Raw genomic sequence first — 20,742 nt, 5'->3', positions numbered from 1 at the left:
CTACTCCGCCGCGTCCAGAGCGTCGGCCAGTTCGCGCTCCAGCCCGTAATAGCGCGCCCGGTCCCAGAAGCGGGGACGGGCGATGCCGGTCGAGCGATGGCGGCCGATGATCTTGCCGTTCTCGTCCTCGCCGGTGATGTCGTAGACGAACAGGTCCTGCGTCACGATCACATCGCCTTCCAGGCCCACGACCTCGGTGATGTGGGTGATGCGGCGCGAACCGTCGCGCAGGCGGGCGGCCTGGATGATGACGTCGACCGAGCCGACGATCATCTCGCGGATCGTCTTGGACGGCAGGCCGTAGCCGCCCATGGTGATCATGGACTCCATCCGGCTGATGGCCTCGCGCGGACTGTTGGCGTGCAACGTGCCCATCGAGCCGTCGTGGCCCGTGTTCATGGCCTGCAACAGGTCGAACGCCTCGGGTCCGCGCACCTCGCCGACGATGATCCGCTCGGGACGCATCCGCAGGCAGTTCTTGACCAGATCCCGCATCGTGATCGTGCCCTGGCCTTCCAGGTTGGGCGGGCGGGTTTCCAGACGGACCACGTGAGGTTGCTGCAGCTGCAGTTCGGCGGCGTCCTCGCAGGTGATGACTCGCTCGGTCGGGTCGATGAAGGCCGTCAGGGTGTTCAGCAGGGTCGTCTTGCCCGAGCCAGTGCCGCCCGAGATCACCAGATTGCATCGCGAGGCGCCGATGACGCCCAGGACGCGCGCGCCCTCGGGACTGATGGAGGCGTACTCCACCAGATTCTTCATCGTCAGCTTGTCTTTCTTGAACTTCCGGATCGTCAGCGTCGGGCCGTCGATCGCAAGCGGCGGAGCGATGACGTTGACGCGCGAACCGTCAGGCAGACGGGCGTCGCAAATGGGGCTGCTTTCGTCCACGCGACGGCCGACCTGGCTCACGATCCGCTGGCAGATGTTCATCAGCTGCGTGTTGTCGCGGAAACGGACATTGGTCAGCTGCACCTTGCCTGCGACCTCGATGAAGACGCGGCCGGCGCCATTGACCATGATGTCGGCGATGTCGTCGCGGCTCAGCAGCGGCTCCAGCGGACCATAGCCCAGGACGTCATTGACGATGTCCTGAACCAGATGCTCCTGCTCGGCGACCGACATGGAGACGTTTTTGATCGCCACCAGTTCGGCTACGATGTCGCGGATCTCTTCCGACGCCGCCTTCTGGTCCAGATGCGCCAGCTGGGCTAGGTCGATGGTGTTCATCAACGCGTTGAAGATCGTCGTCTTCGTGGCGTGATAGTAGTCGCTCTGTTCCCGGACGATCTCGGCGACCGCCTGGGCCTTCTTCAGCTGTTCAAGGCCAGCCGTGGCCTTTGGGCCTGTGCCGGCGACATTGCCGGTGGGACGCGGAGCCTCAGGCGTCGGCTTGGGCTTGGGACGCGACGCCAAGGCGTCCAGACGATCGGCCGGCGCAGGGTGGGTCGGCGCGGACGCGCGATCGAAGGCGTCGGCTGCCCGCTCCAGATCCTCGTCGGCATAGGCAAAGGCCGATGCGTTGGCCGGCGCCGCCATCGGCGCGGCGGCTGGCTGCATGCTGAACACGGACACAGGTTCGCCGCCGGGTGCAGACGCCGGCGCGGGGGCCGGCCGCAGCGGCGCGGGAGCGGCGCCGGGCTGACCTGTGCGTTTGCCGAACATGCGTCAGCGCTTCTTGAACATATTGGCGAACAGGGATTTGGACGCCCCATCCGCCTTGGTCTTCTCCGCCTTGCCCGCCTTGACGGGTTTGGCCTTGGGTCCCGCCACCATCGGCAGTTCGCGGCGCGACACGATCTGGGCCAGGGTCTGGAAGGCTTCGGCCGACTTGGTCTTAGCGCCGGCGTCCAGGATCATCTGGCCGTTATTGGCTGCCGCACCGAAGGTCTTGGCGTCGAACGGAATAATCAGGCTGGGGTGAACGCCGAGCGCCGCGCCGAAGTCCTTGGCCGGAATCTCGGGACGACCCGGCACGCCGACCTGGTTCAGCACCAGGCGCGGCGGCGCATCATTGGGGCGGCCCTGACGGATCAGGTCGATCATGTTCTTGGCGTTGCGCAGCGAGGCGAGGTCGGGCGTGGCCACCACCACCACCTCGTCGGCGCTTATCAGGGTGCGGCGCATCCACGGCGACCACAGGTGCGGAAGGTCCAGCACGACGAAGGGCGCCGTAGCGCGGATCTGGTTGGTGACCTCCTCGAACGCCTCGGTCGTGATGTCCCAGTCCGTGTCCAGACTGGCGGGCGCCGCGAACAGGCTCAGCTTGTCGGTGCAGCGAACCATCATGCGGTCCAGCAGGGTCGAATCCAGCCGGTCGGGCTGGCCCAGGGCATCGGCGACGCCGCTCAGCGGGTCCTGGTTGAAGTCCAGGCCGGCCGTGCCGAACGGCAGGTCATAGTCGACGATGACGGTATTGGCGCCGATCCGTTCCGAGATCGCATAGGCGGTGTTGTGCGCCACCGCCGAAGCCCCTGCCCCGCCCCGCGCGCCGACGAAGGCGATGGTGCGGCCGACGAAGGGCTGAGCCGGGTCGTTGAAAAGCCCGCCGATGGCCGCGATCAGTTGCAGCGGCTGCAAGGGCGCGACCAGATATTCGCTGACTCCGCGCCGCATAAGCTCGCGGAACAGGATGATGTCGTTCGTCGCGCCGATGACCACGACCTTGGTGCCGGCGTCGCAGACCTCGGCCAGCTGATCGACTTCCCACAACAGGGTCTGGGGATCTTTCAGGCACTCGACGATGATCAGCGGGGGGGTCGGCTCATGCTGATAGGTCTCGACGGCTGCGGCGACGCCGCCGACGCGAATCTGCGTCGTGGCGCGCGACAGACGGCGATCCTGAGCGGCGCGCTCGGCCGAGGCCAGGGTGTCCTGGCGTTCGGCGAAGACATGGATGGCGATCCGCGGCACCGACACTTCGCCGATGTTGCTGGCCGGAGCGAGGCCGGTGAAGGCCAGGCCCGTGTCAATCAGACTGGCCTGCGCCTGGGCGACCACGTCACCGACCGGATTGAAGCCAGCGGCGTCGGGCGCATAGGCCGGGGCGGCCGGGACCGGCGCCAGAGGCGCGGCCTGAGGCGGCGATTGGGGCTGAGGCACCGCACCGGCCGGCATCGCCGACGCCGCAGGCGTGAACTGAAGCGGGCTGCGCGGCGCGGCGACGTCGTCAACCGGAGGCGCGAACTCCATATCGACATCGAACGCATCGTCGAAGCTGTCGAACTCGCGAGGGGCTGGGGCTGTGCTCATGATCAGTTCACCGCACGGGACACGGCGGTATCCCGGATCAGTTCTTCGCGCTCGGCCGATGTCGGCTTGCCGCCGCGATAGGCATCGAACACTACAGTTCGGCGCCCGGCGTCCGCCGGCGTCATGGTGCGTGGCCGCTGGATGTCGCGTGGATCCTCGATCTGGGCCGCCAGATTGGCCGTCACGGCGCATCCGAAGTTGGATGACGACCGATTGTCGCCGGTCCGGCTCAGATTGCCCCAGGCGGTTCCGCACTGCGGCACGGCGGCGCGGATCGTCTGATAGCCGACGACCACGGGCGCGCGCGGATCCGGCGCGGCGTAGCTGACCACGGTGATGCGCTCTGGCGAGACACCGTAGGCCGCCAAGGCCGATTGGATGTCATAGGCGATCTTCAGGGCCACCGGATCGTTTCCGGCGGGTGCTTCGATGACCATCGGCACGGCGTCGACGTAGCGATAGCGCCCGACCAGCTCTTGCAGCGCGCCGTTCTGCGCCGGCGACAGGCCGCTGTCGTGAACCGCCAGAGCGATCCGGTCGAGATTGGGCTCAACCTGGAGCTGATAACGCGATGTCGGCGTCAGCGGCGGCTCGCCGCCCAAGCTGGCGGGGCCGCCGACACAGGCGCCGAGCCCCAGGGTCGTGGTCGTCAGAAGCGTGGCAATCAGGGTGCGAGTCATGGATTTGCTCACTCGATCACGTAGCCGACCGAACCGGCCGGGGGCGCATTCGGCAGCCCGTAGACCTGGTTCAACTGGCCGAAGAAAATGGTCTGACTATCGCTAGCCACGCGCAGGCCGTCGGCCGGCGTCTGCATCCGATCGGGCGAGGTCGGACTGACGATATAGGGCTCGACGATGACCACCAGTTCGGTTTCGCCCATCAGATAATCGCGCGATCGGAACAGCGATCCCAGGACCGGCAGGTTGGTCACCCCCGGCAGAGAGTCCACTGTCTGGCGCGTGGTTTCCTGAAGCAGGCCCGCGATCATCATTGATCCGCCCGATGGCAGTTCCACGGTGTTTTCACTGCGCCGAACCGTCAGACCCGGTAGAGTGATGGACGAGGGCGTGCCGGCGCCGATGGTGAAACCGCCTTGAGCCGTTAGTTCTGAAACCTCGACCTTCACCTGCAAGGAAATGCGACCGCCGGACATCACCACCGGCCGGAAGGCCAGACCCACGCCATAGGGCTTGTAGATCACGGTGATGTTGCCATCCCGGTCACGTCCTGTCGGCAGCGGAAACTCGCCGCCGGCCAGGAAGTTCGCCGCTTCGCCATTCACAGACGTCAGGTTGGGTTCGGCCAGCGTCCGGGCCAATCCCACGCGTTCGAAGGCCTCAAGACAGCCGCTCGCATTCGTGCCCGTCAGTGTCTGGAAGGCGGTCGACGCAATATTGGAGATGGCGCTGGTGATCGTGTTGCTAGAGCCAGATGACACAGTGGACTGACCGATAGCCGTCGCAGGAATCTGGACCACGTTGCCATTAACATCTGTCACGGTGACGGTCGAGGGGAAGGAACCGCTCGTCGCCTGTTGACCGCTTGCCGACGCCCCGCCGGAACTGGTCTGGCTGGTGGTGGTGTTCGAGTTCGACACGTTAGTCGTCCGGCCGCCATTTTGACCGTAGCACAGACCCGTTCCGCCGGCCGCCGATCCGTTGACGCCGTAGGTATTGGGTCGGCTGAAGCCATACGAATGGATGCCCGCGCCCTTCAAGATGTCGGAGCTGAAGCCAAGCTGTTTCAGCGCGTTGCGTTGCACCTCCACCACGCGCACCCGCAGCGTCACCTGGTCGGAACCGGCGACGCTGATCATGTTGATCACCTTCTCCGGCGCTGAGACGAAGGCGGCGGCCACGCGCGCGGCCTGAGCCGCTTGAGCGGGATTATCTGCAACCCCCGTCAGGATGACGCTGTCATTGACGGCTTCCGCGTGAATCTGCCCACCAGGAGCGATGCGGCTCAACGTGTCCTGAAGCGCGCTGGTGCCGGCGTCCACCCGAACCCGCAGACTCAGGATGGTGCGGCCGGCTGCGTCCAAGAAGACGGCGTCGGTTTCTCCCGGCGCGATGCCGATAACTGTGATGCGCCGCGGCGAGTGCAGCATGGCCTCGGCCACCTGCGGATTGGAGACGATGACGTCGCGGGCGTCGGCGGGCAGATCTACCGCGAACGAGGTGCCGCGCGGCAGGTTGATAAGGCGCTGCGCCGCCCCCGTCGAGACGGCGGCGCGGGTCTGGGCGACGCCGGCAGGCGCTGCGGCCAGAGTGGCCAGAAGGGCGCAGGCTGCGGCAGCGGCGGCCTTGCGCATCGTGGGTCGGCACATCGGTTGAGTTCTCATGGCACGGCCACCACTTCGGGCGCGCCGCCGCGATAGATGCGCACGGCCTGAGGTTGGGAAACGGCTGCAACGGGGCGGCGCGTGGCGCCGGACGGCCCGGCGGTGTCGGCATAGGATCGCAGCGACAGCGATAGTTCGCCCTCGGACTTGGCCTGGGCCAGCAGAACCGAGTCCTGCGGTCGGACTTCCAGGGTCGCGGTGGCGCCCACGACGGCCTGGGCGTCGTCGCCCACGCGGGTCGCCTGGTCGATGGCCAGGACCTTGATGTTCTGCAGCACGACGCCCGAGGCGAACTTGGACTTGGTCGCGCCCTCGACGGCGCCGTCGCGATTGGTTTCGGCGGTCAGCACCACATCGACGCGGTCACCCGGCAGGATGAACCCGCCGGCGGCGGATTCCACCGTCACAGCGATGGCCATCGCCCGCATGCCCGGCTCCAGATAGGCGGCCAGATAGCCGCTGTCGCCGGCGCGCACGATCTTGCGCGACACGATGGGCTCTCCGGCCAGAATGGGTTCGCGGACCACCGAGCCGATATAGTCGGATTTGGCGCCGGTCGTGGCCAGCTCCGTCGCCGCCTTGGCGACGCGGTTCACGGCGTCCGTCGCCTTCGCCGTTGCGCTTTCCGCAGCGGGCTTGGCGGGCACCGGCGTGGAGCCGTCGGTGATGAAGACGGGATTGACCTCATCGACGGGCCAATCTTTCCATTCGAGGTCGGCCTCCACCAGACGCTTGCCGGGTTCCAGATCCTTCGCGGCGACCAACACCTTGGCCATCGGGCGGACTTCGACGGGAGCGGCGGCCGCCGGTGTCGTGGGTTCGTTCGAAGACGACCCCATGGCCCGGACCACGAGGGCCAAGCCAATGGCTGAGACGGCGGCGATGCAGATGACGACGATGCGGGCGGGCTTCATCCAGGATGTCTCCAGCAGGCGCTGTGTTTCGGATTCATCCCCCGACGCCTACCGTTAACGATCATGGGCCTTGCGGGTTAACGCTTCCTAAGCGCCGCGAACGCCGGTCAACGGGGTGTCAGCGACCCGAGGCGAAGGTCAGCAGCAGCCCGCTCTCGGGCAGGGCCAGCAGGGCGCCGATGGCGATGGCGACGCCGTAAGGAATATCGCCCTTGGGCTGCATCAGATTGATGACCCAGCCTTGCGACACCGACGGGGCGACCATCGGAAAATACTGACGCGCGGTCATCAGCAGCAGGCAGAAGGCGCCGCCCGCGATGCCGGTGTAGATCAAGAACGGCGCGACGCCGCTCATCCCCATCCACAGACAACTGGCGGCCAGCAGCTTGGCGTCGCCGCCACCGATCCAGCCGGCGGCGAACATGCCCATGCCGACCAGCAAGGCCGCGAACCCGATGCCGACATGGATGGCGACATCCATCGGCGCGGCGCCGATAAGAAAGGCGATGGGGAAAAAGGCGCCGATTAGGGCCAACGAGATCCAGTTCGGGATCTTCATGGTGATCAGGTCGTGCAGACCGCCGACGATGACCAGGGCCGGAAAGACGCCGAGCAGGGTGAGCAGCAGAATATCCATGACCGGCATGTTGTGTGACAGGACTTAATGTTGGGTTTCGACCACAGAAAAGGGCCGGAGCTTTTCAGCCCCGGCCCCAATCTCAGGACTTTGAACGTCTGGCGATTAGCCGGCGTTCGCCGTATCCAGCTCAGTCTTAACCTTCGTGAAGGTGGCCTTCAGGCTGGTGCTCATTGTGCCAAGCACGGTGATCAGAGCGACGGCGATCAGAGCAGCAATCAGGCCATATTCGATGGCGGTGGCGCCCGATTCGTCTTTGGCGAAGCGCGAGATGAACTTGGTCATGGGTAGTTCCTTTTTCAAATGGTCTAGCGAGCAACTTGGCGGGGGGAGCCGGTAGCCCGCTTGACCCCCAAACGCAGGATCAAAATGCACGAGGCCCGTTAAATCTGAGTCACAAGGTTTGGTTACGCGCGGATTCACCAAAGAAAATTCTCATAACGGCGCTTCAGCCTTTGTTGAGGATCACGGCTGCATCATGCGCGCGTCCGCGTTCACACGCGCCACTATCAAGAGCCGCCGATGTCTCGCATCTCGTCCCTCCTGCTCGCCGCCGCCCTCTTTGCCGTCCCCGTCGTCGCCAGCGCCCAAGACGGCGCGCTGAACGTCGAGATCGATCGTTCGGCGCGCGTTCAGCTTCGCGGCGCCGCCGCTTCCATCATCGTCGGAAACCCCCAAATCGCCGATGTGTCGCTGGTCGACGCCAACACCATGTTTATTGTCGGCAAGGGCTATGGCGTCACTGAAGTCGTCGCCGTTGACGGTGTAGGCCGCACCCTCTTCCAGCGTGAGATCGTCGTCACAGGCGGCTCTACCGGTTCGGTTCGGGTTTGGCGGGGCGCCCAGGCGACGGAGATGGCCTGCGGCGCCTCGTGCACACCCAGCGTCCGGTCCCCCTCGGCATCTGCTGCGCCCACAGCGCCCTGACTTCAACCATGCGCGCTCGGAGATCATTGAAGTCGCGTTCGAGCCCCGACAGGCGGAGGCGAGACGGGTCGGCTGCGGTCGAGTTCGCCATGGTCGCCATCCCCTTCTTCCTGATGATCTTCTCGATCCTGGAATTGGGCATCGTATTCGTCCTGGACTCGGTGCTTGAGACGGCGGCCATGGATAGCGGCCGTCTTATTCGTACAGGGCAGGCCCATGCGCAGGGTTTCGACAAGACCAAATTCAAGACTCAGGTCTGCTCAAGGATGGTTGTTTTCAAATCCGACTGCGACAGTCGAATGACCGTGGACGTAAGGGTCATTCCCAAGTTCAGTACGCCGGGCGTCGAAGATCCGATCACAGACAGCGCTATAGACGACAAAAAGACAATCTATAATGGCGGCAAGGCCGGCGACCTTATTTTAGTTCGCATTTGGTATGTACACCCTCTCGCCACACCTCTTCTAAGTCAGGCAGTATCTCGAGTCGGAACAGGCAAGGTCTTACTTAGCGCGACGACCGCCTTTCGCAATGAACCGTGGCAATGACGCGCTTTCGCATGCCCCCATTCGTTCGATCATACGGGCGCGACACCCGCGGCATCGCCGCAGTCGAATTCGCATTTCTCGCACCAATCCTGATCTTGTTCTACTTCAGCATGGTGGAGTTCTGTCAGGGCTATATGGCGCTGAAACGAACTGGTCACGTCGCCGCGATGGTGGCGGACCTGGTGTCCCAGAGCGACAGCACAAGCAAAACCGACCTGACAGATGTGTTTGCGATCGGCGACTTGATCATGGCGCCGTTTGCTTCGTCCTCACTGACCCAACGCGTCAGCAGCGTCACGCGTGTAAACGCGACGACCTACAAGGTGGACTGGAGCGTTGGAAAAGGCATCTCGTCGAAACTGACGGTCGCGCAGGCCAAGGTCCCTTCAGACATGCTCGCCAATGGCGAGTCAGTGATCGTTGCTGAAGCCTTTTATGATTACAAATCACCATTCGACCGGGTCGCGCCCTATGTGACCAAGTTCAGCCGCATGGCCTATCTGCGACCGCGCACCGTTGAAATGATCCCCTGCAGCGGTTGCTGACCCTTACATCCCGACCAACGCCTGTCGCATCGCTGACATCTTGACGTCCGTCTCAGCCTCCTCGGCGGCCGGATCGCTGTCCGCGACGATGCCGGCGCCGGCGAGGGTGCGATAGTTCCAGACGCCGTCGTTCAGTTCGAAACCGGCGGTCCGGATCAAGACCGATGCGGTCACGGCGCCGCCGTCCGCGATCAGGAACAACGACCCGCACCAGGGTCCGCGCGGCGGCTCGTGCGCGGCGATCACCTTCATCGCCTGATGTTTAGGCGCGCCGGTGATCGAGCCGGGCGGAAAGGTCGCTTCCAGCAGGTCGGCTGGACCCACTGCGGGCTGGGCCTCACCCGTCACGGTCGAGACCAGATGATGCACCGTCGGATGGCGCTCGACCTCGAACAGCGTCTCCACCTGGACCGATCCGGGCCGTGACACGCGCGCGAGATCGTTGCGCATCAGGTCCACGATCATCAGATTTTCCGCCCGATCCTTCAGGCTGGCCCGAAGCTCGCTCGCCAGGGCCTGGTCCTGATCGAAATCTTCCGCCCGCGCGCGCGTGCCCTTGATCGGACGCGCCTCGATGCGGCGACTGGCGGGATCGAAGGCGAGGAACAGTTCGGGGGAGTTCGACACCAGCGCCCGATCCCCGAGCCGCCAATAGGCCCCAAATGGCGATGCCCGCTCCTTTTGCAGCCGCAGGAAGACCTCGAACGGATCGCGGCCGGGGCTCAGCTCCCCGGACCAGGCCCGGGCGATATTGGCCTGGAACAGCTCCCCCGCCCCGATGCGTTCCACCACATCCGCGACCGCGTCGCGGTAGGCGCTTGCCGTCGCCTCGGCCTCGAACCGGTCAGCCGGCGCGGAGGGGGTCACGACCCGCGCGGCCGTCGCCAGCCAGGTCAGGGCCCGCTCGGCCGCCGCCGTCGCCTTCTCCGCCGTCGCGCCTCTTCCCGTGGCGCACACTGAGCGCTCAAGATGATCGAAACTCAGCATGGCGGGATAGCGGGCCAGCATCAGGTCGGGCCAGACCGTCCCGCGCCGTCCGGTGGCCGGCCGGGCGCCCGCGTCATAGGCGGCCAGACCGACGGCGCCGGCGGCGAACAGCGGATCCCGCAGCGCCTCGAACGGCGCGGCGTCATCCACCGGGCCGACCCGCACGACGTCCGGCGCCTGAGCGACGTGGGACCAGCGGCCGCCCGGCCCGCCGTCCGACAGCAGGGCCAGCGCGCCGTCGCCGCCGCCGAGACCGGCCCCCACCGCGACCGGATCGACCCAAGGCGCGTCGCGCATGACGGTGTGGCTGAAAACCTCGCTCACGCGGTCAGCCGCTCGAGGATCCGATCACGGCGCGCCGCATCGACGCCCAGCGCCTCCTTCAGATAGGCATCCACCGATCCATGCCACGCCTCGACCTCGGCGAGGGCGGCTTCCAGATAGGCGGCCTCGACCCCCAGAAAGGCCACGATCGCGTCGTCCGAGGCCACCCGACCCGTCATCTTGTGCAGTTGTTTGGCGATGCCGGGCGCCCGGCCCGCCAGATCGACGGCGGTGTTGGTCAGCAGATAGTCCTCGACCATATCGTCGCGCGACACGCCCAGCAGATGGTGGGTCAGGGCGGCGAGAAAACCCGTCCGGTCCTTGCCCGCCGCGCAATGGATCACCACCGTCCGGTCCTGATCCGCCAGGGCCTGGAAATAGCGGCCGAACACGTCCTGATGCGATGCGTCGAACGGCAGGGCGCGATAGGTCTGCGTCATGAAGCGCCGCCCGGAGTCCGGCGTTAGGTCGGCGGTCTTTAGAAAGGTGATGTGCGGCGCCTCCGCGCCGTCGTCCACGCCGCCTTCGATGACCTCCCCGCTGAAGCCTTCAGGCCGACGCGACGGCTGATCGCGGCGCTCGCCGGGTCGGCGCAGATCGACCACGGCCCCGATGTCCAGCGCCATCAGCCGCTCAAGATCCGCCTCGCTGGCGCGAGCGTGGTGGGCCGAACGCAGCAGACGGCCGGGCTTCACGCGCCGCCCGGCCGCCGTGGCGTAGTCGCCATAGTCCCGAAAGTTGTCGATGGCCTCGAAGGCGTGAAGGCGGTCTGTCATGACCGCGCTTCTAGCCTATGTTCACCGCTCTGGCAGCAGGCCCGCCATCGCATCCAGATAGGCGACGAAGGCGTCGCGTCCCTGATCGGTCAGGCTGGCCTCCGTCAGCGGCTTGCGACCGTTGAAACTCTTGGAGACGGAGACAAACCCCGCCTCTTCAAGCTTTCGCAAGTGGACCGACAGATTGCCGTCCGTGGTCTGCAACCGGGTCTTCAGAGTGGTGAAGTCGGCCGACCCGGCCCCGGACAGATAGGCCATAATTCCCAGCCGGATGCGCCCGTGAATGACGTCGTCGATCCGGCTGATGTCGAAGTCGTCGGCCATGCTCAGACCACCTCCGACGGTTCCTGACGCATCAGGATGATCCCTGGGATCAGCGCGATGGCGACGAGGACAATCGTGAAGACCAGATAGATCATGGGGCTGTCGATGAACCAAGCCACGGCAACCGCGCCGGCATAGGCCGCAAGGGCCGTGAACGACATCCAGCGCGTTTTGGTCATCGCTGCGCCAATCATCCAGGCCGAGCCATAGGCAACCAGCACCGTCGTCAACATCACGGCCATCCACGACCAGTTTCCGGTCTTTACGGACAGGGCAACCAGCGCCAGCCAGGTTACGAAGATTCCGTAGCCTACGCCGGACCAAGCTGCTCCCACTGCCTTGTTTCCCGCTGAGTTGATGCCGGGCTTTCCCTTCATACGCCCGATCAAGAGACTCAGGGCGACTGCGAAGACGACGCCTGCGCCGATCCACAACCACAACTGAGCCCACGGATTCACTTGAACGGCGCCCGATTGAATCGCCCACTGCCCGAGACTAGCGCCACCGAAAACCACGGCCGCGGCTACAAGTATCGGCCCGGCCAGAAGGGGGGCATGCCGCCCCTCGTGCGCCAAGCTACGCATATAGGCGATGTCGTCCTGAATGGCTTGGGTCTCGCGGGTCATGATGCTCTCCTCCTCGAACCGTTGAGACAGCATCGCTCATTTGCTTTGTGTTGTAAAGTTCTTTCTTATCGGCCCGCGCTGCGCATAAAAAAGGGGCGAAGCCTTCGGCTCCGCCCCTCGTTCGACTTTATGTATTTAGCCTAAAGTCGTGGCGCGCCGCGTCCACGCAGTCCGCCGGCCACCAGGGCGATGACGAACAGGATAATGGCCACGACGGCGACGAACTTCGCGATCTCGAACGAGAAGTTCGCAATGCCGCCGAAGCCGAGAACGGCCGCGACGAGGGCCACGACGAGGAAGATAATTGCCCAGCGCATCATGGGTTTAGCTCTCCTGAGTTGATGTTGCCGTCGGCGACCCGGGAGCCGTTCGTCGGTCTGCATCATCAACGCCAGGGTCGCCTGGCCGTTCCATCGCCTATCGACGGCGACGACGCGAATAGCCGCCCTGATCCATCTTGCGATCCGCGACCATGCTGGCGACGATCGCCGCCAGAGCCGGGTTGCGTAGCAGCAGGAAGGCGGCGCCCAGACCGCCCACGGCGCCGACGATCGGCCGCTCGCGAACGATGTGGATCACCTTGCCCAGCAGGCCCTCAGGCTCATCTTCCTCTTCGGCGTCGTCGTGCTTGTCGCCCTTCAGGAAGACCAGCGCCACGATCAGGGCGACCAGGGCGAACAGACCAAAGGTCACGGCCGCCGCGCCGAGCGGCGTCAGCGTCAGGCTGAGCGCATAGAAGATGGCCACGCCCAGGAAGACGACGGCCAGGAACGCACTGGCGGCGACGACAGCCGTCGCCACCAGTTTTTTGACGATGCCCTTGAACATCAGCGACGGCGGCCGGCCAGCAGCATGCCGAGGATGACGCCGACGCCGAGCGCCACGGCGGTCGATTGCAGCGGACGCTCCTGCACGCGCTCGACGACATAGCGTTGCGCCTCATCGAAGCGTTCGGCCGCGTCGTCATAATATTCGCGACCCTTCACGCGGGCCTCGTCGTAATAGCTGCGGGCCTGCTCGCGGACTTCGTCGCTCTTGGCGCGCAGCTTGGCTTCGGCCTCGGCGGCCTTGTCGCGCAGGCGTTGGGTCTCTTCGCGGGCGCCGGTCTTCAGATCCTCCTTGAGGGTCTTCAGGTCGGCCTTGATATCTTCTCGAGCCTTGGTGGTGGCCATGGTGCGCGCTCCGTTGAAAGCTTGGCGGTAGAATAGAGAACCCCGTGTTGCAACGCCACATGTGCAACGAGGTTCCTTTAGGTGGGTCGAGCGTGCGCCTCTCGCCACGGGCTTTTCGCCGCACTAGAACGGACGCCATGACCCAATGGCTGTTCGCGCCCCGCCCCGCCCCGTCCTTGCCGATCGTCGGATCGGACCAGCGGTTCCCCGTTCGCCGCATTCTGTGCGTGGGCCAGAACTACGCCGCCCATGCGCGCGAAATGGGGTCGGACCCTGACAAGCAGACGCCTTTCTTCTTCACCAAGCCGGGCGACGCCATCGTCTCGGACGGCGCAAACCCATCCTATCCGTCTGCGACCGCAAACCTGCACTACGAGGCCGAGCTGGTCGCCGCGATCGGGCCGGGCAAGGATGGCGGCGTCGCTATCGTCGGCTGGGCCGTCGGCTGCGACCTGACCCGCCGCGATCTTCAGGCCGAGGCCAAGAAGGCCGGTCGCCCCTGGGACGCCGCCAAGGGGTTCGATCAGTCCGCGCCCTGCGGGCCCATCACCTTGGGCGACCTGCCTTCGCCTGACGGCGCCATCCGCCTGAGCGTCAATGGCGAAACCAAACAGGACAGCGTCCTGAACGACATGATCCTGAACCCCGACCGGATCGTCGAGGCCGCCGCCGCTCTGTGGTCGCTGCAGCCCGGGGACCTGATCTTCACCGGCACCCCGTCCGGCGTCGGCCCGGTCAAGCCGGGCGACCGTGTCGTTGTCACCATCGACGGTCTGGAGACGCTCAGCTTCGAGGTGCAGTCATGATCCTGCACGGCTACTGGCGCTCGGGCGCCAGCTACCGGGTTCGCATCGCCTTGAATCTGAAGGGGATCACCTACGACAACGCCGCGCACGACCTGCGCAAGGGCGAACAGAAGAGGCCCGACTATGTGGCGCTGAACCCGCAGGGCATGGTCCCCGCCCTCCAGGACGGCGATATGGTCCTGACCCAGAGCCCGGCCATTCTAGAATGGCTGGAGGAAACCCACCCCGACCCGGCTCTGCTGCCAAAGGAGGCAAACGAGCGGGCGACCGTGCGCGCCATGGCCGCGCTGATCGGCTGCGACATTCATCCGCTCAACAATCTGCGCGTGTTGAAAGCCATCCGGTCTGAATTCAACGCCGATCAGGCCGCCGTGGACACTTGGGCGGCCCGGTGGATCGCACCGGGCTTCGACGCGCTGGAGGCTTTGGTCGCCCGCCACGGCGCCGGCTGGAGCTTCGGCGACGCCCCGACCCTGGTCGATTGTTATTTGATTCCGCAGATGTATTCGGCGCGGCGCTTCAACATGGACCTGTCGCCCTGGCCGCGTCTGCTGGCGGTCGAACACACCGCCTTGGCCCACCCCGCCTTCGCCTCGGCCCACCCGGACTTGCAACCTGACGCCGACGCCTGATTTTCGCCTCAGTGCGCATATCAGCGGTGGATAAGTAGGGTTCGCTTAAGGTCTCGCTCAGCGTCCCTTAAGCATTGGCGATCATAGTGTCGGGCGTGTCGTATTCCCCCGCCACACCTTCGGCGTCGTCGCCCATCCATCGCCTGGCCCTCGCCGTGGTGACCGAGCCCGAGCGCGCGCCCGGCGCCTTCATGAGCGCGCCCTCCGGCGCCCGCGAAGAAGCCATGCGTTTTCTGCTGCAAACCGGAGCCGACGCCGGGGTCAAGCTGATCGCCACCCGGCCCGAGGGCGACGGCGAACGCCTGTTGGGCCAGGCCTGGCCCTTCCCCTCGCCTTTCCAGGTCACGGTCCGCACCGTTGCGCTCAACGAAGGTCTGGACCGGGTCGAGGCCCGCGCTCGCCGTTCGCTGGAACGGATGGGCCTGCCGCGCGGCGATGTTCTGCTGATTTCCAACGCCGCCGATCTGGCCGGCGCCGAAGGCCGCGCCCTGTGGGATCGCGCCCGCAGCCTGAAGGATCGCGGCCTGTTCCGCCGCATCGGTTTCTGCGCCACGATCGAGGACGGCCCCGCGCTTCTGGCCCGCCGTCTGGAAGCCGATGTGGTCCAGGTGCCCTGCAGCCTATTGGACCAGCGCGCGGCCCAAGACGGCATGCTCGAGGCCATCGCCGACACGGGCGCCTCGGTCCATCTGTCTTCGGTCTTCGCCGGCGGCCTGCTGTTCGCGGGCGGCGACGATCTGCCCGCCGAACTGGCCAGTCACGCCCAGGCCCTGTCGCGCACGCGCCGGCGTCTGGCGGAACAGCGCTGCGATCCGATGCAGGCGGCTCTGGGCTACGCCCTGGCCCTGCCTGGCGTCGACAAGGTCGTGGCCAGCGTCGCCTCCGCCGCCGAACTGCGCGCCATCCTGGCCGCCGCCCACGCGCCCTGCCCCAATCTGGACTGGGCGGCCTTGGCGCTCGAGGCGCCGGCGGCCTTCACCGCCGACGCCTGCGCCCGGATCAGTAGCGCAGCCTGATCCCGACATAGCCGGACCGTCCCGGCTCGCCATATCCGAACACCTGCTGATAGTGTTCATCGCCCAGGTTCTCGATACGCGCCGTCAGGGTGACCTGATCAGTCAGTTCATAGGCCGCGTTCAGATTGGCGGTGACGAAGCCGTCGCGCGCCACGGTCGAGAAGCCGCCCGAATCGTCCTGATCGCCTTCCGCCCGCACCGTCAGGGCGCCGGACAGACGGTCGCCCGTCCAGCCCAGGGTCGCCGAACCGGCGTGTTCCGGCACGCGCAGCAGGCGCGCGCCCGTCGTGCGATCCGTCGCGTCGGTCCAGGCATAGGCCAGCGTCAGGTCGAACCCGCCGCCCAGCAGGGCGCGGCCTTCCAGCTCGAACCCGTCCGAACGCGTCTTGGCGACGTTGATGTAGCGACCGGCCGAATAGGTGATCTGATCCTCGACGTTCAGGCGATAAAGGGTCGCCCGCCCATCGAACCGACCGTCGGCCGACGCCCAGCCCAGTGCGATCTCGACGCTGTCGGCCGTTTCCGGCTTCAGCTCGGGATAGGGCCGCGGCGCAAAGCAGAAGTCGCAGACCGCCTGGCTGACCGTCGGCGACTTGAAGCCCGTGCCGTAGGCGCCCGACAGGATGAAGCCGCCGGCTAGGTCGTACGCGGCCGACACCCGCCCCGTTGTCTTGGAGCCGAAATCGTCGGTGTCGTCATACCGCAGCCCGCCAGTTAGGTTCAGCGCGCCGACATCGTACTGGGCCACGCCGAACACCGAAGTGATCGACAGGTCGCGCGACAGGCCCGACGACAGGGCCGCCGAGGCCTCGTTCCGCTCCACGCCGAACGCATAGTCGATGTCCTGCGCCTGGCCGTTCGCCTGCCAGCGATAGGCCTGACGGTCGCCGGTGAAGGTCGAGCCGAAGCCGCCGCTGACCGAGCTGCGGTCCAGATCAGAGGCTGAAACGCTGAACTGATGCGTCAGGCCGAACGCCTTGGCCGTCACCCGGCCAAAGCCCGACCATTGCTCGCTTTCCTGGGTGTCGTCGGTGTCGGCCAGAGTAAAGTTCGGCGCCGGGAAGCCGTCGATATCGGCCTTGGATTTATTCCAGCGCAGCGATCCATCCACCTTGACCGCATCGGACAGGACATAGCGGCCCTTGGCGCCGAGCGTCGTGCTGCGGAAGCCGTCGGCCTCGGTGTTGCCGTCCGCCTCGTCCGCCGCCGAAATCCCGTCAGTGTCGAACCGCGAGGCATAGGCGCTGAAGGCGTAGGTCTCGTTCGCGACCCCGGCCGACACCCGACCCCGCACGGTGTCGAAGCTGCCGGCCTCAGCCTCGGCGCGCAGGCCGTCGATCTCTTGCGTCGTGAAAGAAATCACGCCGCCGATGGCGTCGGATCCCCACAGCGACGACTGCGGCCCGCTGAGCACTTCGATCCGCGCGATATCGGCCAGTTCGAAGCTGGAGAAGTCATAGGCTCCGTTCGGCTCGGCCGCATCGTTGACCGGCGCGCCGTCGACCAGGACCAGGGTCTTACCCGGCGTCGCGCCGCGCATCCGCACCTGTGCGACACCGCCAAAGGCGCCCGAACGCGTCACCGACAGACCCGGCACATCGGCCAGGATGTCGGCGGCGAAGATCGCGCCGCGCTGCTCGATGGTCTTGCCGTCGATGACGCGGGCGCCGGGCGTGTCGGCGACGATGGCCGGGATGCGGGTGGCGGTGACGATGACCTCGTCCAGCTGGGTCGCGTCTTCGGCAAAGGCAGGCGCGGCGAAGGCGGCCGTGATCGCCGCCGTCGAAAGAAGAATGGAACGCTTCATTGAGCGATACCCCCGTGTTCGGTCCCGCGAATGCGCGCGAGAGACCGTCATGAGCGAACCGACCCGCCAGACCGCTTATGGGTCTGGACGGCGCAAGGTCGGGTCGCTTCCACGGAGAAACCGCGCTGCTGTCTGGTCCCGGACAGGAGCGAGCGACGTCGGCGGCCAGGTCTCCTGGCTTGCGGGTCGTAAACCGCCGTCCTCGCCTTCCCAGTTTCCCAGTGGCGCCGGGATCGAAACCCCGGACGGACGACGCTCTCGCCGCCTACAGTTGCGGGCACAGCCACGGCGTCACACCGTGTTCCCTTAACCGCCTGACGTGGCCTATCGCAGGGCCGACAAGCCTGTGCAAGAGCCGGTCAACGGCCTTGAGCCGCCGGGCGCGATCCGTCACCCTGTGGCCACATGAACGCCCCCGTCTCCCATCCCCCGGAAATCGCCGCCTCGCTGGAAGGCGCGACGCCGTTCATGGCGCAATATCTGACGGCCAAGGCGGGCCAGCCGGACGCCATCCTGTTCTTCCGCATGGGCGATTTCTACGAGCTGTTCTTCAAGGACGCCGAGGTCGCGGCGGCGGCGCTCGGCATCACCCTGACCAAGCGCGGCAAGCATCAGGGCGAGGACATCCCTATGGCCGGCGTGCCGGTCCATGCGATGGAGGGCTATCTCGCCCGCCTGATCCGCATCGGCCACAAGGTCGCCATCTGCGAACAGCTGGAAGACCCCGCCGAGGCCAAGAAGCGCGGCGGCAAGGCCGTGGTGCATCGCGGCGTGGTCCGGGTCGTCACCCCCGGCACCCTGACCGAAGACAGCCTGCTGGACGCGCGCGGCGCCAACCGTCTGGCGGCGGTCGCGGTGCGTAAAGGTCGGGCGGCCGTCGCCGTGGTCGAACTGTCGTCCGGCGCGGTCGACAGCGTCGCCTGTTCTATCGAAGACCTGGGCGCTGCCCTGGCCGCCTTCCGCCCGTCCGAAGTCCTGGTCACCGACCGGATGTATTCGGACGAGACGACGCGCGACGCCCTGGACGGCTCGGGCGGCGTGGTCCAGGCGCTGGCGTCGGCCATCGCCGAACCCCAGGCTGCGCGCGCCCGCGTCGAACGCCTGTACGGCGTCTCGGCGCTCGACGGCTTCGGCGCCTTCGAAGAGGCCGAGGTCTCGGCGCTGGGTCTGATCGCCGCCTATCTGGAGACGACCCAGGCCGGCAAGGTTCCCGCCCTGGCCCCGCCCCGCCGTCTGGGCGAAAGCGGCTTTCTGGCCATCGACCCGGCGACCCGTGCCAGCCTTGAGATCGATCGCACCCAGCGCGGCGAGCGTGAGGGCAGCCTGCTGGCCTGCATCGACCGCACCGTCACCTCGGGCGGCGCCCGGGCCCTGGCCGAACGCATCGCGCGGCCCCTGCGCGATCCCTTGGCCATCAACGAACAGCTCGACGCCGTCGAATGGCTCTTGGAGCGCCGCGACCTGCGCCGCGACCTGCGTGACGCGCTGAAGGCCTCCTCCGACATCGCCCGCGCCGTCGGACGATTGGCGCTGGGTCGGGGCGGTCCGCGCGACTTGGCCGCCGTGCGCACCGGCCTGTCGATCGCGGAGGGCGTCGCCGGTCTGTTCGTCGGACAGGTCGATCCCCTGACCGGCCAGCCGCGCCGCATCGCCTCGGCGCTGGACCGCCTGACCCTGTCGCCCGACGTCTCGCGGCTGAAGGCCGGCCTGATCGACGGCCTGGTCGACGAGCCGTCCCACCTGGCGCGCGACGGCGGCTATGTGCGCCCCGACTATCGCCCCGAACTGGACGCCGCCCGCACCCTGCGCGACGACAGCCGCCGCGTCGTCGCCGATCTGGAGGCCCGCGCGGTCGCCGAGTCCGGCGTGCCGTTCAAGATCAAGCACAACGCCGTGCTGGGCTATTTCCTCGAAACCAGCGCCAAGGCCGCCGAAGCCTTGCTCCGCGCCGGGCCCGACAGTCCCTTCATCCACCGCCAGACCCTGGCGAACCAAGTCCGCTTCACCACTATCGAACTGTCGGAGCTGGACGCCAAGATCAGCCAGGCCGGCCACCGGGCTCTCGCCATTGAAGGCGAAACCTTCGAGGGCTGGCGACGTGAGGCCGCCCGCCTGGCCCAGCCGCTGCAGGCCGTCGCCGAGGCGCTCGCCGAACTGGACGCACACGCCGCCCTGTCCGAATGGGCGCAGGAGGTCGGCGCGACCCGCCCGATCGTGGACGACACCCTGACCTTCTGCGTCGAGGCCGGCCGCCACCCCGTCGTGGAGGCTGCGGTCAAGGCGGGCGGGGATCCCTACACCCCCAACAACGCCCGGCTGGACGGGTCGGGCCAGGACGGATCGCGCCTGGCCATCGTCACCGGCCCGAACATGGCGGGTAAATCGACCTTCCTGCGCCAGAATGCGCTTCTGGTGATCCTGGCCCAGGCCGGCGCCTTCGTGCCTGCCCGCTCGATGCGGCTGGGCGTGGTGGACCGGCTGTTCAGCCGCGTCGGCGCCGGCGATGACCTGGCGCGCGGCCGCTCCACCTTCATGATGGAGATGGTCGAGACCGCCGCCATCCTGACCCAGGCCACGCCGCACAGCTTCGTCGTTCTGGATGAGATCGGGCGCGGCACCGCCACCTATGATGGTCTGGCCATCGCCTGGGCCACGGCCGAGGCCCTGCACGAGACCAATCGCGCCCGCACCCTGTTCGCCACCCACTATCACGAGCTGGCCCAGCTGGAGACGCGGCTGGACCACGTCTGCAACCTGTCCATGGTCGCGCGCGAGTGGAACGGCGAACTGGTCTTCCTGCACGAGGCGGCGCCCGGCGCGGCCGACCGCTCCTACGGCGTCCAGGTGGCGAAACTGGCCGGCGTCCCCGCCTCCGTCGTCGCCCGCGCCCGCTCGGTGCTCAACCGGCTGGAGGGCGAAAAGGCCGCCGCCGCCCGACTGGACGACCTGCCCCTGTTCGCCGTCGCCGAGCCGGAACCGATGCGCGGCCCCTCCCCCGTGGAACTGGCGCTTCGCGACGTCGACCCCGACGACCTGACCCCGCGCGAGGCGCTGGAGGCGCTTTATCGGCTGAAGGGTCTGGCCTGATGTGACAAAGGCCCGGACGTC

General features: G+C 66.7%; 22 protein-coding genes and 1 riboswitch. Of the genes, 7 read left to right on the top strand and 15 right to left on the bottom strand.

From position 1 onward, the window contains the following. From PFY01_RS03800 to PFY01_RS03770, 7 genes are all read right to left on the bottom strand, one after another. Complete coding sequence (locus PFY01_RS03800) at positions 1-1,662, bottom strand: CpaF family protein (protein ID WP_271042489.1); 1,662 nt, start codon at positions 1,660-1,662, stop codon at positions 1-3. A gap of 3 nt (positions 1,663-1,665) precedes the next feature. Further along, positions 1,666-3,249 (bottom strand): AAA family ATPase, encoded by a 1,584-nt coding sequence (locus PFY01_RS03795; RefSeq protein ID WP_271042488.1) that lies wholly within the window; start codon positions 3,247-3,249, stop codon positions 1,666-1,668. Between the two features lie 2 nt (positions 3,250-3,251). Further along, complete coding sequence (locus PFY01_RS03790) at positions 3,252-3,929, bottom strand: CpaD family pilus assembly protein (RefSeq protein WP_271042487.1); 678 nt, start codon at positions 3,927-3,929, stop codon at positions 3,252-3,254. Positions 3,930-3,937: 8 nt separating this feature from the next. Then, positions 3,938-5,593 carry a type II and III secretion system protein family protein gene (locus tag PFY01_RS03785; RefSeq protein ID WP_271042486.1) on the bottom strand — a complete coding sequence of 552 codons (1,656 nt, stop codon included), beginning with the start codon at positions 5,591-5,593 and terminating at the stop codon, positions 3,938-3,940. Further along, on the bottom strand, positions 5,590-6,507 hold the full coding sequence (gene cpaB, locus PFY01_RS03780; protein ID WP_153922872.1) for a Flp pilus assembly protein CpaB: 918 nt from the start codon (positions 6,505-6,507) through the stop codon (positions 5,590-5,592). Before cpaB ends, PFY01_RS03785 begins: the two co-directional genes overlap by 4 nt. Before the next feature lie 118 nt (positions 6,508-6,625). Continuing rightward, entirely contained in the window at positions 6,626-7,144 is a 519-nt protein-coding gene (locus PFY01_RS03775) for an A24 family peptidase (protein WP_039244111.1), read from the bottom strand. 105 nt (positions 7,145-7,249) lie between these two features. Then, the gene (locus PFY01_RS03770; RefSeq protein ID WP_271042485.1) at positions 7,250-7,429 is read right to left on the bottom strand and encodes a Flp family type IVb pilin; all 180 of its coding nucleotides are present in this window, start codon (positions 7,427-7,429) and stop codon (positions 7,250-7,252) included. 237 nt (positions 7,430-7,666) lie between these two features. Here PFY01_RS03770 and PFY01_RS03765 point away from each other — a divergent pair, with 237 nt between their 5' ends. From PFY01_RS03765 to PFY01_RS03755, 3 genes are all read left to right on the top strand, one after another. Continuing rightward, on the top strand, positions 7,667-8,071 hold the full coding sequence (locus PFY01_RS03765; protein ID WP_091750718.1) for a pilus assembly protein N-terminal domain-containing protein: 405 nt from the start codon (positions 7,667-7,669) through the stop codon (positions 8,069-8,071). A gap of 89 nt (positions 8,072-8,160) precedes the next feature. Then, positions 8,161-8,619, top strand: a complete 459-nt coding sequence (locus tag PFY01_RS03760) for a TadE/TadG family type IV pilus assembly protein (RefSeq protein ID WP_420197044.1) — start codon at positions 8,161-8,163, stop codon at positions 8,617-8,619. Beyond that, positions 8,616-9,164 (top strand): TadE/TadG family type IV pilus assembly protein, encoded by a 549-nt coding sequence (locus PFY01_RS03755; protein ID WP_153922869.1) that lies wholly within the window; start codon positions 8,616-8,618, stop codon positions 9,162-9,164. The genes PFY01_RS03760 and PFY01_RS03755 overlap by 4 nt, the downstream gene beginning before the upstream one ends. A 3-nt stretch (positions 9,165-9,167) precedes the next feature. Here PFY01_RS03755 and PFY01_RS03750 read toward each other — a convergent pair whose 3' ends face one another. From PFY01_RS03750 to PFY01_RS03720, 7 genes are all read right to left on the bottom strand, one after another. Then, the gene (locus PFY01_RS03750; protein ID WP_271042483.1) at positions 9,168-10,475 is read right to left on the bottom strand and encodes an anthranilate synthase component I family protein; all 1,308 of its coding nucleotides are present in this window, start codon (positions 10,473-10,475) and stop codon (positions 9,168-9,170) included. Then, positions 10,472-11,251 carry a tyrosine-protein phosphatase gene (locus PFY01_RS03745; RefSeq protein WP_271042482.1) on the bottom strand — a complete coding sequence of 260 codons (780 nt, stop codon included), beginning with the start codon at positions 11,249-11,251 and terminating at the stop codon, positions 10,472-10,474. Before PFY01_RS03745 ends, PFY01_RS03750 begins: the two co-directional genes overlap by 4 nt. 21 nt (positions 11,252-11,272) lie before the next feature. After that, positions 11,273-11,575 (bottom strand): winged helix-turn-helix domain-containing protein, encoded by a 303-nt coding sequence (locus PFY01_RS03740; RefSeq protein WP_271042481.1) that lies wholly within the window; start codon positions 11,573-11,575, stop codon positions 11,273-11,275. Between the two features lie 2 nt (positions 11,576-11,577). Continuing rightward, complete coding sequence (locus tag PFY01_RS03735; RefSeq protein WP_271042480.1) at positions 11,578-12,201, bottom strand: hypothetical protein; 624 nt, start codon at positions 12,199-12,201, stop codon at positions 11,578-11,580. Between the two features lie 140 nt (positions 12,202-12,341). After that, a complete protein-coding gene (locus PFY01_RS03730) occupies positions 12,342-12,521 on the bottom strand; it encodes a DUF1328 domain-containing protein (protein ID WP_039243970.1) in 180 nt (59 codons plus the stop codon). Positions 12,522-12,618: 97 nt separating this feature from the next. Beyond that, positions 12,619-13,029, bottom strand: coding sequence for a hypothetical protein (locus PFY01_RS03725; RefSeq protein WP_091750734.1), 411 nt, complete (start codon positions 13,027-13,029; stop codon positions 12,619-12,621). Further along, positions 13,029-13,373, bottom strand: a complete 345-nt coding sequence (locus PFY01_RS03720) for a DUF883 family protein (RefSeq protein WP_017506144.1) — start codon at positions 13,371-13,373, stop codon at positions 13,029-13,031. The genes PFY01_RS03725 and PFY01_RS03720 overlap by 1 nt, the downstream gene beginning before the upstream one ends. Before the next feature lie 137 nt (positions 13,374-13,510). Between PFY01_RS03720 and PFY01_RS03715 the strand changes: the two genes are divergently transcribed. From PFY01_RS03715 to PFY01_RS03705, 3 genes are all read left to right on the top strand, one after another. Further along, positions 13,511-14,179 carry a fumarylacetoacetate hydrolase family protein gene (locus PFY01_RS03715; protein ID WP_271042479.1) on the top strand — a complete coding sequence of 223 codons (669 nt, stop codon included), beginning with the start codon at positions 13,511-13,513 and terminating at the stop codon, positions 14,177-14,179. Further along, positions 14,176-14,811 (top strand): maleylacetoacetate isomerase, encoded by a 636-nt coding sequence (gene maiA / locus PFY01_RS03710; protein ID WP_271042478.1) that lies wholly within the window; start codon positions 14,176-14,178, stop codon positions 14,809-14,811. Before PFY01_RS03715 ends, maiA begins: the two co-directional genes overlap by 4 nt. Positions 14,812-14,897: 86 nt before the next feature. Beyond that, a complete protein-coding gene (locus tag PFY01_RS03705) occupies positions 14,898-15,827 on the top strand; it encodes an aldo/keto reductase (RefSeq protein ID WP_271042477.1) in 930 nt (309 codons plus the stop codon). On the opposite strand, the gene PFY01_RS03700 is transcribed toward PFY01_RS03705, so the two are convergent. After that, complete coding sequence (locus PFY01_RS03700; RefSeq protein ID WP_271042476.1) at positions 15,811-17,634, bottom strand: TonB-dependent receptor plug domain-containing protein; 1,824 nt, start codon at positions 17,632-17,634, stop codon at positions 15,811-15,813. The genes PFY01_RS03705 and PFY01_RS03700 overlap by 17 nt on opposite strands. A 145-nt stretch (positions 17,635-17,779) precedes the next feature. Continuing rightward, a riboswitch (cobalamin riboswitch) is annotated at positions 17,780-17,989 on the bottom strand. Between the two features lie 50 nt (positions 17,990-18,039). Between PFY01_RS03700 and mutS the strand changes: the two genes are divergently transcribed. Continuing rightward, on the top strand, positions 18,040-20,721 hold the full coding sequence (mutS, locus tag PFY01_RS03695) for a DNA mismatch repair protein MutS (RefSeq protein ID WP_271042475.1): 2,682 nt from the start codon (positions 18,040-18,042) through the stop codon (positions 20,719-20,721). Positions 20,722-20,742: the final 21 nt, after the last annotated feature.

The organism is Brevundimonas vesicularis, from assembly GCF_027886425.1.
In the GTDB taxonomy this organism is placed as follows: domain Bacteria; phylum Pseudomonadota; class Alphaproteobacteria; order Caulobacterales; family Caulobacteraceae; genus Brevundimonas; species Brevundimonas vesicularis_C.
The sequence above is the reverse complement of the archived record's forward strand: the minus strand, read 5'-3'. Positions and strand labels throughout refer to the sequence as shown.

Excerpts from the sequence above, each read along its gene's own strand:
- PFY01_RS03790 (WP_271042487.1), bottom strand. The coding sequence starts at position 3,929 with ATGACTCGCACCCTGATTGCCACGCTTCTGACGACCACGACCCTGGGG.
- PFY01_RS03720 (WP_017506144.1), bottom strand. The coding sequence starts at position 13,373 with ATGGCCACCACCAAGGCTCGAGAAGATATCAAGGCCGACCTGAAGACC.
- PFY01_RS03765 (WP_091750718.1), top strand. The coding sequence starts at position 7,667 with ATGTCTCGCATCTCGTCCCTCCTGCTCGCCGCCGCCCTCTTTGCCGTC.
- PFY01_RS03775 (WP_039244111.1), bottom strand. The coding sequence starts at position 7,144 with ATGGATATTCTGCTGCTCACCCTGCTCGGCGTCTTTCCGGCCCTGGTC.
- PFY01_RS03700 (WP_271042476.1), bottom strand. The coding sequence starts at position 17,634 with ATGAAGCGTTCCATTCTTCTTTCGACGGCGGCGATCACGGCCGCCTTC.
- cpaB (WP_153922872.1), bottom strand. The coding sequence starts at position 6,507 with ATGAAGCCCGCCCGCATCGTCGTCATCTGCATCGCCGCCGTCTCAGCC.
- PFY01_RS03785 (WP_271042486.1), bottom strand. The coding sequence starts at position 5,593 with ATGAGAACTCAACCGATGTGCCGACCCACGATGCGCAAGGCCGCCGCT.
- maiA (WP_271042478.1), top strand. The coding sequence starts at position 14,176 with ATGATCCTGCACGGCTACTGGCGCTCGGGCGCCAGCTACCGGGTTCGC.
- mutS (WP_271042475.1), top strand. The coding sequence starts at position 18,040 with ATGAACGCCCCCGTCTCCCATCCCCCGGAAATCGCCGCCTCGCTGGAA.
- PFY01_RS03730 (WP_039243970.1), bottom strand. The coding sequence starts at position 12,521 with ATGATGCGCTGGGCAATTATCTTCCTCGTCGTGGCCCTCGTCGCGGCC.
- PFY01_RS03755 (WP_153922869.1), top strand. The coding sequence starts at position 8,616 with ATGACGCGCTTTCGCATGCCCCCATTCGTTCGATCATACGGGCGCGAC.
- PFY01_RS03740 (WP_271042481.1), bottom strand. The coding sequence starts at position 11,575 with ATGGCCGACGACTTCGACATCAGCCGGATCGACGACGTCATTCACGGG.
- PFY01_RS03770 (WP_271042485.1), bottom strand. The coding sequence starts at position 7,429 with ATGACCAAGTTCATCTCGCGCTTCGCCAAAGACGAATCGGGCGCCACC.
- PFY01_RS03760 (WP_420197044.1), top strand. The coding sequence starts at position 8,161 with ATGGTCGCCATCCCCTTCTTCCTGATGATCTTCTCGATCCTGGAATTG.
- PFY01_RS03745 (WP_271042482.1), bottom strand. The coding sequence starts at position 11,251 with ATGACAGACCGCCTTCACGCCTTCGAGGCCATCGACAACTTTCGGGAC.
- PFY01_RS03735 (WP_271042480.1), bottom strand. The coding sequence starts at position 12,201 with ATGACCCGCGAGACCCAAGCCATTCAGGACGACATCGCCTATATGCGT.
- PFY01_RS03715 (WP_271042479.1), top strand. The coding sequence starts at position 13,511 with ATGACCCAATGGCTGTTCGCGCCCCGCCCCGCCCCGTCCTTGCCGATC.
- PFY01_RS03725 (WP_091750734.1), bottom strand. The coding sequence starts at position 13,029 with ATGTTCAAGGGCATCGTCAAAAAACTGGTGGCGACGGCTGTCGTCGCC.
- PFY01_RS03795 (WP_271042488.1), bottom strand. The coding sequence starts at position 3,249 with ATGAGCACAGCCCCAGCCCCTCGCGAGTTCGACAGCTTCGACGATGCG.
- PFY01_RS03800 (WP_271042489.1), bottom strand. The coding sequence starts at position 1,662 with ATGTTCGGCAAACGCACAGGTCAGCCCGGCGCCGCTCCCGCGCCGCTG.